10 protein-coding genes are annotated in these 13,918 nt (G+C 47.7%); 5 read left to right on the top strand and 5 right to left on the bottom strand.

Features of this window, described 5'->3' with window-relative positions; all coding sequences use genetic code 11:
• The first annotated feature begins 23 nt into the window (after window positions 1-23).
• The 4 genes from priA (at window position 24) to Q8M98_02790 (ending at window position 6,218) form a co-directional block, all read left to right on the top strand.
• Window positions 24-2,390, top strand: coding sequence for a primosomal protein N' (gene priA / locus Q8M98_02805; GenBank protein MDP3113683.1), 2,367 nt, complete (start codon window positions 24-26; stop codon window positions 2,388-2,390).
• Window positions 2,391-2,487: 97 nt separating this feature from the next.
• Window positions 2,488-2,844, top strand: a complete 357-nt coding sequence (locus tag Q8M98_02800; protein ID MDP3113682.1) for a DUF1292 domain-containing protein — start codon at window positions 2,488-2,490, stop codon at window positions 2,842-2,844.
• Window positions 2,845-3,000: 156 nt separating this feature from the next.
• On the top strand, window positions 3,001-4,263 hold the full coding sequence (hutI, locus tag Q8M98_02795; protein MDP3113681.1) for an imidazolonepropionase: 1,263 nt from the start codon (window positions 3,001-3,003) through the stop codon (window positions 4,261-4,263).
• Window positions 4,260-6,218: a bifunctional serine/threonine-protein kinase/formylglycine-generating enzyme family protein gene (locus Q8M98_02790; protein ID MDP3113680.1), complete on the top strand. Its 1,959-nt coding sequence runs from the start codon at window positions 4,260-4,262 to the stop codon at window positions 6,216-6,218. Before hutI ends, Q8M98_02790 begins: the two co-directional genes overlap by 4 nt.
• A gap of 770 nt (window positions 6,219-6,988) precedes the next feature.
• Here Q8M98_02790 and Q8M98_02785 read toward each other — a convergent pair.
• Window positions 6,989-7,969 (bottom strand): hypothetical protein, encoded by a 981-nt coding sequence (locus Q8M98_02785; GenBank protein MDP3113679.1) that lies wholly within the window; start codon window positions 7,967-7,969, stop codon window positions 6,989-6,991.
• A gap of 1,234 nt (window positions 7,970-9,203) precedes the next feature.
• Here Q8M98_02785 and Q8M98_02780 point away from each other — a divergent pair.
• On the top strand, window positions 9,204-9,536 hold the full coding sequence (locus tag Q8M98_02780) for a hypothetical protein (protein MDP3113678.1): 333 nt from the start codon (window positions 9,204-9,206) through the stop codon (window positions 9,534-9,536).
• 102 nt (window positions 9,537-9,638) lie between these two features.
• On the opposite strand, the gene Q8M98_02775 is transcribed toward Q8M98_02780, so the two are convergent.
• The 4 genes from Q8M98_02775 to Q8M98_02760 form a co-directional block, all read right to left on the bottom strand.
• On the bottom strand, window positions 9,639-10,298 hold the full coding sequence (locus Q8M98_02775) for a hypothetical protein (protein ID MDP3113677.1): 660 nt from the start codon (window positions 10,296-10,298) through the stop codon (window positions 9,639-9,641).
• A gap of 36 nt (window positions 10,299-10,334) precedes the next feature.
• Window positions 10,335-10,772, bottom strand: a complete 438-nt coding sequence (locus tag Q8M98_02770) for a hypothetical protein (protein MDP3113676.1) — start codon at window positions 10,770-10,772, stop codon at window positions 10,335-10,337.
• Window positions 10,769-12,253, bottom strand: coding sequence for a hypothetical protein (locus Q8M98_02765; GenBank protein ID MDP3113675.1), 1,485 nt, complete (start codon window positions 12,251-12,253; stop codon window positions 10,769-10,771). The genes Q8M98_02770 and Q8M98_02765 overlap by 4 nt, the downstream gene beginning before the upstream one ends.
• Window positions 12,254-12,258: 5 nt before the next feature.
• A partial coding sequence (locus Q8M98_02760; GenBank protein MDP3113674.1) for a hypothetical protein occupies window positions 12,259-13,918 on the bottom strand: 1,660 nt, incomplete at its 5' end.

The raw sequence follows: 13,918 nt of genomic DNA, 5'->3' as shown, positions 1-13,918 counted from the left end.
TCACCACTACGCAGCATTGCCCTATGTACTACATTATTCATCTGCCTATTGGAATCAGTAAGGAATTTGTCTATTCATCGGTCGAGCCGGTGGCAGAGGGAGCGCGCGTCCTCGTTTCCTTCAACCGCAGGGAGATGATGGGCATTTGCGGCAAAGCCTATCATCAAAAGCCGGATTCCCGCATTGCATATAAACCCGTCAACGAAGTATTGGATTTTATTCCCATCCTGCCGATCGAGCTAATCAAACTGGGAGAGTGGCTCGCGGACTATTATCACTGTTCTGTCGGTCAAGCTCTATTTGCCATGCTGCCTGCGCTTTTGGCACCCGACATCGATGCCCTGCTCAGATGGGTGGGAAAAGAAGTGCCGCCCCAATTTGCCAATCTGCACAAATTGCTACAGGATGGCGAGTTTGCCAGCCTAGCCTTGCTTAGGTCAAGGAACAGGGGCTTTCCTCCCTTCATACTCGCTGAAATGGCTGAAGAGTCGGGTTTGGTGGAAATCCAGCGTCGGGTCAGTCAAAGGGACAAACCCCGGACGGTCAATTTTATTCGTATTATCAATCAGGATATCGATATCCATGCTTTGCCTACCAAGCAAAAAGAGGCGATGGAGCTCATCCTTGCCCACCCCGAGGATTTTCCTATGTCTGAAATCAGCAGCCTCGTCTCATACAGCGTCGTCAAAGCATTGGTCAAGAAAGGCTGGATCACTATTTATCCACGCAAGATCGCGGTTCGCAGCATTTTTCTCGATCCAGTTGGTTTACCCAAGGAGATCGACCTCAATCCCGAACAGCGTGGCGCCATCGAGGCGATCAATTCTGCATACGGAAAATTCGGCGTCAATCTGCTTTTCGGCATCACCGGCAGCGGCAAGACGGAAGTCTATATCAATGTCATCCGCAGTTATCTATCTGAGGGAAAGAGTGTCCTGTTCCTGATTCCGGAGATCGCGTTGACGCCCCAGATGGTGGAACGGTTTCAGAGCGAATTTGGTGCTGTGCTTGCGATCTTTCACAGTCAGTTGAGCGATCGCGAACGCCTGATTCAATGGCGCAGGATCGCCGCAGGAGAATGCAGAATCGTCATCGGAGCCAGAAGTGCCGTCTTCGCGCCACTGCCGAAACTCGGACTGATCATTGTGGATGAAGAACACGAACAAAGCTATAAACAGGACAACAATCCCCGCTACAACGGACGCGACACCGCCATCGTGCGTGCCATGCTACAAGGCGCTCAAGTGATCATCGGAAGCGCCACCCCGTCTTTGGAATCCTGGCAAAACGCTCAGAAAGGCAAATATGCGATGCAGGTTCTCAGTTCCCGCCCCCTGGACTACAAGCTTCCGGAAGTCCAGATCATCAATCTCTGCGACGAACCGGAGCGCGAGCTGCTTTCAGAGACCATGCTGCATGCCATCAATCAGAGACTGGAGCGGAAGGAGCAGGTAATCCTCTTTCAAAATCGCCGCGGTTATTCGTCATATATGCAATGTCTCAAATGCGGGAAACTGATCACCTGCGGCAATTGTGAGATCAGCATGTATTATCATCGCGACAGCGAGGAAATGCAGTGCCACTATTGCGGTTTCCACATTCCGAGCCCTCGCAAATGTCCTCACTGTGGCAGTTTCAGTTTTTCCTACGGCGCTCCCGGCACTCAGAAAGTGGAACAGACCCTCAAGCTTTGCTTTCCTCAGGCAAAGATCCTGCGCTTGGATTCGGATTCCTCCAGAAAGAAGGATTCCCATTCCTCGATGTATAAGAGGATGAAAAATCAGGAGATAGATATCCTCCTCGGTACGCAGATGATCTCAAAGGGTTTGGATTTTCCCTTCGTAACCCTGGTGGGAATCGTGATGGCGGATATCAGCTTGAACGTTCCGGATTTTCGAGCTGCTGAGAGAACTTTCCAGCTCATCACTCAGGTAGCGGGTCGCTCCGGTAGGGGAGAGCGCAATGGCGAAGTGCTCATTCAGACCTATAATCCCCGGCACTATGCCATCGATCACGCCAGCCGTCAAGATTATCCCGCTTTTGCGGAAGAGGAAATGTCCTATCGCCGCCGCCTCTATTATCCTCCCTATTATCGCCTGGCGCGCATTCTCTATCAGGCAAAGGATCTGGAAATCCTGAAAAGCGTGATGGCGGATCTGCAGCAATGCACATTGAAACTGCGCGGTCTCCAGTCCGTCGGTGATCTTTTAATTCTCGGTCCCGTCGCCGCTCCCTTTGCCAAACTGAATAACCTCTTTCGCTACCATCTCATTCTGAAAGCCCGCACGATCGGGATCATGTCCCTCGCGCTCAAATTCATCGGCGAAAACCTGAAGCTTCCATCCGCTGTCAATGCCCAAATGGACGTCGATCCGATGGGTCTGATGTAGCGCTTTTTCATCACATTTTCAAGTCCATGAGATTTTTTTATCTTGCCAAAATCCGGCAGTCCAAATTATTGGCATCAGTAAATCAAGGAGTTATATCATGTTTGATAAAGACGAAATAAATCTCAATTTCGATGAAGAGACCACCAAAGCTATTGCTGAATGCGATTGCGATTGTGATGACGAGGATTGTGATTGCGAGAGCGACACCATCACTTTGGATATGGAAGACGGCACCCAGAAAGAATTTAATGTGCTCGATATTATTGAGCTCGACAGCAAGAAATATATCGCCCTCGCGGAAATCGAGTCCATGGAATATGACATCCTGCGCATGGAAGTGATGGACGATACGGTTGAGCTCAGCATCATCGACGACGAAAGTGAATTTGAAAAAGTCGCTGCCAAGTTCGACGAACTTTTTGCCATTGAGGATGAAGAAGAAGAAGCCGAATAAGGCATCCCTTTTTCCCGCAAATCATCAGCTCCGCGTCCTGAATTGAAGGCTGCGGAGTTTTTTGTTTAGCTCGGTTTGAAGGCTCCCGCAAACAAACTCTTGACGGAAATGCGCGATCCCAAAATCATGAAAAACCGATAAGTTTATGGGGAGAATATGAAGGCAGATACTATCATAACCGATTGCAGACAGGTTTTGACGCTAAAAGGAAGCAGCACTGCGCGCGGGGGAACTCAAATGCTCGATGCGGGCATTGTTGACCACGCTGCGCTTGCTATTTCCGATGGTAAAATCCTCGCGATCGCCTCTCAATATGAGATCCTGCGGGATTATCTGGCGAATGAATACATCAGCGCCAATGGCATGATCCTGCTGCCCGGTTTTGTGGACAGCCACACCCATCCGGTATTTGTCCACACCCGCGAAGCGGAATTTTCCCTGCGGCTGGAAGGCAAATCATACGTGGATATCGCCAAAGCCGGCGGCGGAATCCGTTCCACCATCAAAAGCACCCGCGATGCCGGTGAAGACCTGCTATATGAACTGGCAAAAAACCGCGTCCAACGCATGATTCAGCTTGGAACCACGACTCTGGAAGCAAAAAGCGGCTATGCTTTGAATACCATTGGCGAGCTCAAACAACTGCGCGTGATCGATCGTCTGGCAAAGTCCCTGCCAATCGATATTGTCCCCACATTCATGGGCGCGCATGAATACCCCCTTGAGTATAAAGACGATCACGAAGCTTATCTCAATATCCTCACCAAAGAAATGATCCCGGCAGTGGCGGAGCAAGGTATCGCCAGATTTTGCGACATCTTCACCGAAGCGCATGTCTATAATATCAAAGAATCCCGCCGTGTGCTTCAATGTGCAGCGGATCACGGTTTGAAACTGAAAATGCACGCCGATGAGATCGAAGCGATAGGTGGAGCGGAACTTGCGGCAGAGCTCCAATGCGTATCCGCAGATCATCTCGGTGCCGCAAGCGAAGCGGGAATTCTGGCTCTTAAAGACCGCGGCGTGATTCCGGTTCTCCTGCCGGCAACCCTCTTTTCGCTGCGCAGTAAAAGCTATGCCAAAGCGCGGTTTATGATCGAAAACAACCTGCCGGTCGCGATCGCTACGGACTACAATTCCGGAAGCTGCAATTGCGATTCGATGCCTTTCGCTATGACCATTGCCTGTCTGCAAATGGGTATGATGCCCATCGAAGCACTATTTGCCGCCACCATAAATGCCGCCCACGCCATCGGCTTGGGGGACAAGGTCGGATCCCTCGAAACCGGCAAACAGGCTGACTTTGTGATCTGGGACATCCCTTCGATAGATTTCATACCGTATCATTTCGGCAGTTCGCACATCCACGCGGTCTATAAACGCGGCAAGGCTATCTTCAAGGCGGACAATTCATTATGAACGGGCAGAACAGCAGCAGCGCCTACGCCATCCTCGGCACCCTCCAAAAATCCAAACTGCACACCGTCTATAAAGCGAAGAACTTTTTCAGCGGCAAGCTCGTAACCATCAAGACCAACGACATCCGCTGGAAAAACGATCCTGAGCTGCATCGTCAGCTCAAACAGGAATCCGAAACCGGCACTCTTCTCGATCATCCTAATATCCGCGGCGTGATCGGACTTTTTGAAGAGGACGGCAACGCCTATCTGGTGGCGGATTATATCGAAGGCATACCCTTAAACGAGTTTCTGGAACAAAAGAAAGTCGATACCCGGCTCGTGACCGCGCTTTCATGGATCAAGCAACTGCTTTCCGCGCTTGAATATGCCCACGCCAAGGGCATCGCCCATCTCAATCTCGACCCATCGAATATGATTATCAGCGGCGAGGGGGAGCTGACCCTGATCGGTTTTGGCAAGGATCCTCGTTCCTGGCTCAAGGCGGAAACCTATGATGACCACCTGCATCCGGTGATGTTCGTCGCTCCGGAACTTTTCAAGGGAGAGCGATTCGATCACCGGGCAGACCTTTATTCTGTCGGCGTCCTGGCATATTACCTGATCTGCAACCGCTATCCATGGTCATTGGATCCAAAGTTATCCGCGACCCTGCAAAAGCAACAGAGTCTGGCGCGTCCGGTGCTCGATCCCGAAATCCTCGGTAGAGAGATTCCACGCTGGATTTTCAGCATTATCAACCAATCCCTTATGCTCGATCCCGCAAGTCGGTTCAGCTCCGCGACAGATATACTCACGGCGATTGATAATGAACATGAGCTGACCTATAGCTCGGTTTTGATTTTCAGCGATAGCAAGCAGCAGCAAACCCCCGAACCGATACTCATCCCTGAACCAGAGCCGGTATCACAACCGGAGACGCCTTCTCATGCCGAAATCACAGATAACGTCTTCGAAGAATCCATTATCCCTATCGAGCCTCAAAATACCGAAACCCCTCTGCCCATCCCACCGAAACCGAAGCCTATTCTCAAACCCGAACCGATGATTGTCCCCGAATCCGACAGCGAGGAAAAATCTATGAAAAAGCTCTTTGGATGGATGCTTGTGATCTCTGTCCTGATCCTGCTATTCGTGGTGCTCAAATATGGCATTCTGGAGCGTCCCCCTCGCTTTGAAGTTTCCAAAGCGGCAGGCGCAGAAGATGGCATCATAGCCCACACTCCGGCTGCAAACCGCCTAATCGGAATGATCCTCGTCAAAGGAGATTCCACAGCCATCGGCAGCGTTGGACCAGAAGCGGACGACGATGAATTTCCGCCCCGCGAACTCTATATCCGGGATTTTTATATTACTCCATGCGAGATCACCCAGGAGCAATGGAGCATGGTCTATCCCGACTATTACTTTGATAGAAGCGAAAATGATCTTCCCATCGTGAATGTTTCTTTCTATGATGTGATCGATTTTTGCAACGAAAAGAGCATCAAGGACGGCTTCAAACCGGTCTATGAATTCTATGCCAACGGGTTTATCGCTGATTTCAATAAAAACGGCTATCGTTTGCCAACCGAAGCCGAATGGGAATATGCCGCCAAGGGCGGAGAAAAAGTGAAGTTCCCCCGCTACAGCGGCTCCGACAACGCCGATGATATAGGCTGGTATAAAGATAACAGCGATGCCGGAATCAAACCCGTGGGACAGAAAAAACCCAACCAACTCGGACTCTATGACATGAGCGGAAATGCCTTCGAATGGGTCTGGAACTGGTATTCCCGCTATGCCTATTCCCAACAGGCACTCTTTGAAGGTCCCTCCACCGGCACCGACAAAGTCATCCGCGGCGGTTCTTGGTTTCATGAAAAAAACTTTATGCGCGTCACCAACCGCAACTTTGAAAAACCCCATAAACAAGCAAGGTACATAGGTTTCCGTCTGGTGCGTAGCGCGCTTTAAGCTCTTGTAAAACCAGAGATAAATTGTCCTTTTCGTGGAAGGGTGGAAGGGTGGAAAGGTGGAAGGGTGTGCCCGTAGCGCAGCATGCCATTGCTGCGGAGGTGGAAGAGATGAGAGATGTGATAAATACAGAGGAAAGCAGAGTGAAATCTGTGCAAGAGCAGAGGGAAATCTGAGCAAGAGCAGAGGGAAATCTGAGCAAGAGCAGAGTGAAATCTGTGCAAGAGCAGAGGGATAATGTGAGGGTTAACCCCTGACCAGTCCGAAGGACGAATATGGAATTACCGACGTCCCCGTCGGTTCCGGCGCGGCAGCCCCATCAGTGGCGACACAAGATAGCACGGGATGGAACCAATGCGAAACCCCGGGAAAGATGGAAAGGTGGAAGGGTGGAAAGATAATAACCTCGATAACTCATCCAGCCCAGGAGAGTGAAATTCCATCAAGCCGGGGTGGAGAAAACAAGGAAAACATGAGTGTGAAAATCCCGCGCATTTGCCTGACAGATCGTCCATCTTACTTCATGTAAACGCAATATCTCTTGATATTGCGTCATTATGGGCGACCTCCACGGATGTATTTACCCCGATAAGTGTACAAATCCATAGTCATGCATTATGGCAAATTGGCAAGGTGGCTCTGATCAGCGAATTGAGTGGCTCTATTTTCCGAGAGCATGGCTCTCAAATTGCGAACAAGTGCCTCTATCCTGGTATATTATTCAAGAGATATATTCTATAACCCATCCCCTACCCAATTGTACAATACACTCATCCTTTAACAAAAGACAATAATTCCCAATCACTCCAATCGCTATTTTCACACCTATGCCAATCATATTTGGCTTTATAGTTAATCATCCAATCATTATTTACCATGATCACTATACCACCAAAGTGGGTTTTATCATTTTGATCATCTATATACTTAAATAGTATTTCAGCTTTTGCTTTTGTGTAGGTAAATCCGTCGCGATCACCAACATCCTTGATCTCAAATATCCCCAGTCTACCATCGTTAAATTTGACAATATAATCAGGATAGAAAGTATGGATTACTCCATTCGGGTACTCGTACTTGATGCCAAAGTAGTCTTTTTTACTCTTTCCGTTTTTCCACCACCAGACTATTTTAGCAAAGTTATCATCCAGCAATGTTTCGAAGTTCTTTTCCGGTTGAGATCGGGATACACCAAGATAGCATGGATCGTAAACATATTTTCGCTGATTTTTCCGCTCATCAGTATGCTGGTTGAAAAACGCCACTGGTAGTATATCAAAGTTGTATCTCAATTCACTTTTCTCAATTCGGCTCTTCACTTCTTTTTGCCTTACATCTTTGTAGGACACAACAGTCTTTGAGAGAATATGCTCAAAGATAGCTTTGTTTTGTTTATACAAAAAGATAATCTGGATGAGAGTAAATTCCTCCCTCCAATCTCGTGTTCCCAAGTATTTCCTAAACCATGAATAAATAGCTGTCTTTACAATTGGTGCTGATCGTTTTATACTGCTAAACGATCCCAGGTGACTGGCAACAACCTGTTCGAATAATGCCTGCAGATCATTTCCGGCAATATTTAGAGCTATCTGGCTCTGTGCGTTTACAGTTCCTTGTGTCTGATCGAAAACCTCCACCTCTATAGGAGTGTCTCTCATTATATCCTCTTGGTATCTTGTAATGTCCAGATTAATTCCAGAATCCTCTAATTGTTTAACATTATTAATCATAAGATGGTTTGCATCATCCAAACCCAAATGAGTGTTTGCCGCTATTTCAAATATCGCTGAAAAGCTAGAGCCGATATCTCCATAATCGGCACGTGACTTGTAGTATGATATGAGTTCGATTGGTTCGTATGATTCAACTCTTGCGAATGTCTTGAGAGATATCTATTTAGTTCTTTCATTAGAAACCTCAGTTGTTAAAATTTTTGAGTAGCACATCGATCTGAGCAGTCACTATCTGTCAACCACAAAATCTGGTGGCCTCCTTAGGCAGGTGAACGAGTGAGTGGGTGAACGGGTGAACCGACTCTGCCGCTCACCTGAAGGAGAGATTAAATAAACAGAGAGGAAAACAGAGTGAAATCTGAGCAAGAGCGGAGGGATGATGTGAGGGTTAAACCCTGACCATTTCATAGGACGAAATATGGAATTACCGACGTCCCCGTCGGTTCCTGCGCGGCAGCCCCATCAAGGGTTTATGGCTTGCGTCTCAGCATCTTCCAGATCAGTAATTCTGATTTTAGCTCAAAATAAGCCCTTTGTCATCAGCGTGCTACGTCAATTCTTACAAGGGCTTATTTGGAGTCAAAACTGAACGCGAGCTTAATCTCATCCAACAGAACCATCACCAAGGAAGATCACATGCTGCTCTACACTACACAGCTTCCGCAGCATCGGCATGCTGCGCTACTCCGCTCTCCCACTTGACTGCGTTAATCAAGCCTTAATCAAGCGTTAATCAAGCGTAATAAAACTAACGCTTGATTAACGCTTGATTAAGGCTTGATTAACACTGTGGAAAGGGAGGGATGTGAGGGAGAAATATGTAGGTGATTACAATGTATCAAGTGAAATTTCAAATCGTGTCACGCAAAATTTCAAATCGAGTATTTTGGGGTATTTTGAGGGAGGGAGTGTCACCCTTTTTTCAAATGGAGTGTCACGCTTTTTTCAAATGATTTGTTTCACCCATTTTTCAAACGCCACTGCTAATTAATTCCACTCAAGTATGTTAGCTTAAATCTGTTTCCCATCTGATCAAGAGTGTTTAAATCGGGGAGAGTGTCACCCTTTTTTCAAATGGTTTTTGCTAATCTATTGATCTCATTTACTATAGCTACTCTGCTCCTGTAAACTGGTATCTTCAAGTATTATCTAATTTCTTATCATATTGTGCAGAAAGGACTTGACCACGGTTGCGAGGGGGTTTAAGTAGAACCCATAAATCAACAGTCGGGTTACCGAGAAGGAGATCAAGATGACCAAGCAAAATATGAATGGCAAAGACAAGGCAACGCTGGAGGAGATGGTGCAATCAGGCAGCCAGATCGTACTGCTGAGAGAGGATGGTTCAGAACAACCTATTGAAGCCATGGTGGCTGATCAACAACCAGTTGAGGTTGATCCATACGCAGGTGAGTATCATTATAAGAACTGGTGGAATCAGTTCCGGGGACCCTGGCTGCAGTCGGAGAAGATGAGTGAGGACGAGATCAAAACCAAAGCCGATGATGCCTGGGAATGCAGTGATTATAAGGAAATGATCAATCTGATGGCGGAGCTGATCTGCAGGCTTCAGCAGAAGCAATAAACTGCTCATTATCACCAGTTACCCGGCTCTGCCGGGTTTCTCTTTCCGGGCGGTTAGGGTTCTGTGGTTTCTTTTCTATTTTAGTCTTAATCTCTATTTTCGTTAATCGCTGCTGAGAGCAAGGATGCTGTATCTTAGCTCAGGAGCAGTCCATCGCTGGCTGATGCCGATGGTTACTGTTACCTGCCTGCCATCGAGTTTGACATCAGTTATATACAGAAAGCAGTCACATTGGTTGGTCAAGATAACTTGGGGCAAGGTATCGTATTCTCTATCCAATTTATGGCTGACAGACTGGTCGTGATTGATGTCCGGAGGTGTTCGCTGACTGGGCGCACCCACTCCGTTATTCTGGTCTTGGATTTCATAGATAAGCTTGGATAGTGGGATCGTTTCGTTTTTGAGGTGCCTTCGCTCTATACAGTCATCAGAGAGTTTATCGGCTGTAATAGATTCATTCAGAACATGATTGGTGTAGATTGCGCTGTTCTGGATACCTCTGGCATCGAGCTTACCGACGGTGCAGGTCTTGCCCGAGAATGAACCATTCGGATCAACCTTGTTATCCCAGATCTCATAGAAACCCCAGTCACGTTCTAAAAGGGTATCCGTTTCGTAATAGCCTGAGCCGGAAGTGGCCTCAGTGACCTTGATGCCTTCAATGAATGTTCGTCCGGGTCTGACCAATCTGATGGTCACTCCGGTCAAAGGTATGCGGTTGGCTGCGCTCATGATGTAATAGCTGATTCCAAATCTATACATGTCTGCTCCTTGTTTTATGGTTGGTGTTGATTGACGTTACCGGAAGACCGTTTCATACTCGTCTAAGCTATGAATATAGTCGAAGTTGATGAAGGTGAGTTCGCCGGTGTATCTGGACTCCAGAGAGACCTTAATTTTCTCAGGATACTCATGCAGATCATCGGGCATCTTGGGTAGCTGAGTGATAGTTACGGGAAACTGCCTGACCAACGTGCCGAACATGGTAAACTCAATATAGAACTTGCCGGGTATGGTCAGAAAGTATAGGAAGGCGCTGTACTCTTCAGGTCTAAGCACCGCTTCAAGGTTGATGACATCTTCTCTGTATGGCTCTCTTTGGTGGATAAAAGTGGGATCATATGCATTCTTCTTTTCTATGCGGTATTTGAGCTTGGGAACATATTCCACCTGCCCGTTTGTGCAAGCATAGAAGCTGTTGCCGCTGCCGGTTCTGATCATGCGAAAGCCTTTCATATCAACCACGCCTTGAGTTTGTATTCATCATTTTGATAGTTACGCTCCAGTTCGGTAATGGCATAGACCTTGTTCCTAATCCTGATCTTGGACTGGAGATTAAGGCTGTATTTGGATAACTGATCTATTACGGCTTCAATGCACCACCGGGAGTCATAGAAGTCTATCAGATAAGGCTGGATGATGCCTTGCAGTTGAGTTGTATCTCCTGCCAAGATGTCTATGGCTTTGATATCGGGTTTCTCCTGATTACCTCGCTTGGAGAGAAAGGATACAACATCAGAGTCGGCTATGTCTATAATGGTGGTAGCATAGGCATCCTTGTTCTTGAGAATGATGTTACCATTGGGAGTGGTAAAGATAGTAGCATTATAGAGCATGAGCATTGCCTGCAGAGCTTTCAGGTTATCGGTCTGTTCAGCCTGGTTGGTCTCGTAAGACTTGCCGGGCTGCAGCTTGGTGGGCATGACATTGCCATGAAAGTGGGCTTCGATCCAGTGATTGACATACTGGCTGCTGCCATAGCTGCATTGCCCCAAGGTGCCGGTACTTGTCAGGCTATTGAGTTGAGCCTCGGAGATGCCGTTATCATTAAAGAAGCTGAGCAGTTCATTATAGGCGTTATCCAGTGAAGTGAGGTTGTCCTCCCATCCGGTCTTTTCGTCATACTCCTCAATCACGGGACAGATATTGTTATAGAACTTGTATATCCTGCCTCTGTAGCGACCTTGATATCTGGTGGTGGCAGGATTGGGATAGGTGGCTTGAATGACCTTCTTATAAGCAAAGACAAAAGTGACTTTATTGCTTGGCACATCGACTCTGTAACCGAACTTCGGAGCAAGCCATCCTGAACTGTGATAGCTGTAAGTCCAGCCACCCGGAGGATTAGGAAAGGCAAGTAGATCATTAAAGCCGATATGGGCTATGGTCAGCAAATTACCCGTGCTGATGTTCAGCGTGGGAATGGTGAACTGGTTGCTATAGGGAACTGCGATCGGGATAGTCTGCTGGATATCCTGCAGGAAGTAAGCAAGCAACCAGATGGGCTGATAGCCTGCAGTAAGGCTGTAATAGTGAGTGAGATCGGAATATACCGATAACAGCTTAATCTTATCGTAGCAGGTGAGTTTCAGGATACCGGTGCTGACGTCAAAGCTCAATTGCGATGTATCGATTATCCCCCTAAAGAAGAGAGTATTATCACGATAGACTTTCACTTCATAGTAGGAGATGTAACGTTCATGCTCATTGCTTCCGGACAGGATGTTGGTGTTGATCCAGATAGTCGGGAAGCACTCAAAGATCAGTCGCTTGGGTTCTCTGCTGTAGTTGGATACTGTCTGTAGTTTATCAGCAGAAACCGACAGACTGATGATAGCTCGACTTGCAGCAGTATCTGTCAGGCTGTGTTTGATCTGTCCGTAATCGGTAGCATTGGTCTTGCCTTGTATAAAGTCCACTTTGAAAAGGTTTGGCACAGTCTCTATACCTCAGACCTGATCTGTTTGCCAGTATCGGCAATCTCACTGACTCTGACCGGATCATTAGACAGCGGATCGACATTGATTTCGATGATGGACTTACTGTCCTTGATATTCTGCTTCATCTCAACAACCTGATCACGCAAATCGCTCATAATATCCAGGAGCGCAGTTATACTGCCATTGCTACTTATACTGCCACCTGAGCCGTAATATGAGCCGACATTGGCAGGCAGCGGGACACTCGGCATGGGCAGTCCGGCAAAGGCAAGCTTAACCTGATTCAGAGGAGCAAAGTTCAGGAAGTCGAATATACCTCGACCTAAGGCTTTTACTCGGTCTTTGGCAGTGATATACTCATCACCTTCAGCTTCGATGATGATTCCACCGGCATTATGAGAGTTACCGATCAACATACCACCTTTGGCTGCTTTGGGTGGTTCGGTGCTGTTGATGGCAGCGACATTAGCCAGACCTGCTCCGATGGCTGCGGCGGCAGCAGCGACAGCCAATCCGGGACCGACCACCGGGATACCTGCCATTGCCTTGTAGGCGGCAGTAGCAGAAGAATAGGTATCCATCATCGCTTGAGCTATGGAAAGCGTCTTCCAGACTGCAAAGCCTTTTTTGCCGAAGAGCTCACTGGTCTTGGCAAGGTTACCAAGTATAGAACTGACCCCTTCAAAGTGCTTCCGGTCATAATCCTCTCTGATTCTGGATTTGGCGAGTTCGGTCTGCTTGGTGATCTGCGCTTCAGTAAGACCCGCAGCAATGAGTTTATCCTTCTTCCTGGCATAGTAGTTGTCGATGGCATCCATTTCTGCCTGATAGGTATTACCTGCTAAATCAAGACTTCTCTGAGCAAACTCATAGCGTGTATCTTCTAATTCCTGAATCCTGCGTTTCTCTTCCTCAGCGATGCGTTGTTTCTCTTTCTGTTCAATCTCAGCTTGCCTGACTCTCTGAGCGGAAGCATCAGCTTCCACTTTGGTTATCTCTTTGGCATAGTAACTGTTGATATTAGCAAGGACAGCTTCGGAGGCATTCAGTGAGCGGGCTTTCTCCAACTCGGCATTCCGCTGGATAGACAGTTCCCGTTGCCTGCGAGCCACCGCATCATCGATGGATAGGGTGTCATACTTCTGTTGAAGTGATTGCAGAGCTTCGAGGTCTTTTTGCTTGGTTTGGACAAGCTGCTGTTCAAAGCCTTTGATACGTTCCAGAGTAGAGATCTGCTCATCGGCATTCAGAGCGGTTACGGCTCCCAGTGCCTTATAATGCTGTTTGGTGTATTCGAGTTTATACTCAAGCAGTGCTATTCCGGTTAAGGTAGCTTCAGTCTCAATCCTAACCTTTTCTTTGTTGAACTCAGCTCTGGCTTTGCTGTCCTCAATTGCTATCTTCTTAGCCAGTTCGGTCGCTTCGATGGTGCGCTCTTTCTGTCTGTCGAAGTAATCGGAACTGACGATAACCAGACCGGTCTGCATCTTCTTGACCGTGTCCTCATAGTCAGCCATTTCCTTCTTGATCTCACCCAGTCGGCGTTTGGCTTCCGCATAGTCGATGCTGAAGGCTATCTCCCGGTGTTTGGCGACTAAGGACTCCACACTTACCGCTGTACTGTCTACAGAGTCCTTGTACTCATCCTGCGTTTCCATTGCC

The organism is Candidatus Cloacimonadaceae bacterium (genome assembly GCA_030693415.1).
Classification (GTDB): Bacteria; Cloacimonadota; Cloacimonadia; order Cloacimonadales; family Cloacimonadaceae; genus JAUYAR01.
The sequence above is the reverse complement of the archived record's forward strand: the minus strand, read 5'-3'. Positions and strand labels throughout refer to the sequence as shown.

Bases quoted from the DNA above. Each gene is read 5' to 3' on its own strand.
- Q8M98_02775 (MDP3113677.1), bottom strand. From the start codon at position 10,298: ATGTATAGATTTGGAATCAGCTATTACATCATGAGCGCAGCCAACCGC.
- Q8M98_02790 (MDP3113680.1), top strand. From the start codon at position 4,260: ATGAACGGGCAGAACAGCAGCAGCGCCTACGCCATCCTCGGCACCCTC.
- hutI (MDP3113681.1), top strand. From the start codon at position 3,001: ATGAAGGCAGATACTATCATAACCGATTGCAGACAGGTTTTGACGCTA.
- Q8M98_02770 (MDP3113676.1), bottom strand. From the start codon at position 10,772: ATGAAAGGCTTTCGCATGATCAGAACCGGCAGCGGCAACAGCTTCTAT.
- Q8M98_02800 (MDP3113682.1), top strand. From the start codon at position 2,488: ATGTTTGATAAAGACGAAATAAATCTCAATTTCGATGAAGAGACCACC.
- Q8M98_02780 (MDP3113678.1), top strand. From the start codon at position 9,204: ATGACCAAGCAAAATATGAATGGCAAAGACAAGGCAACGCTGGAGGAG.
- priA (MDP3113683.1), top strand. From the start codon at position 24: ATGTACTACATTATTCATCTGCCTATTGGAATCAGTAAGGAATTTGTC.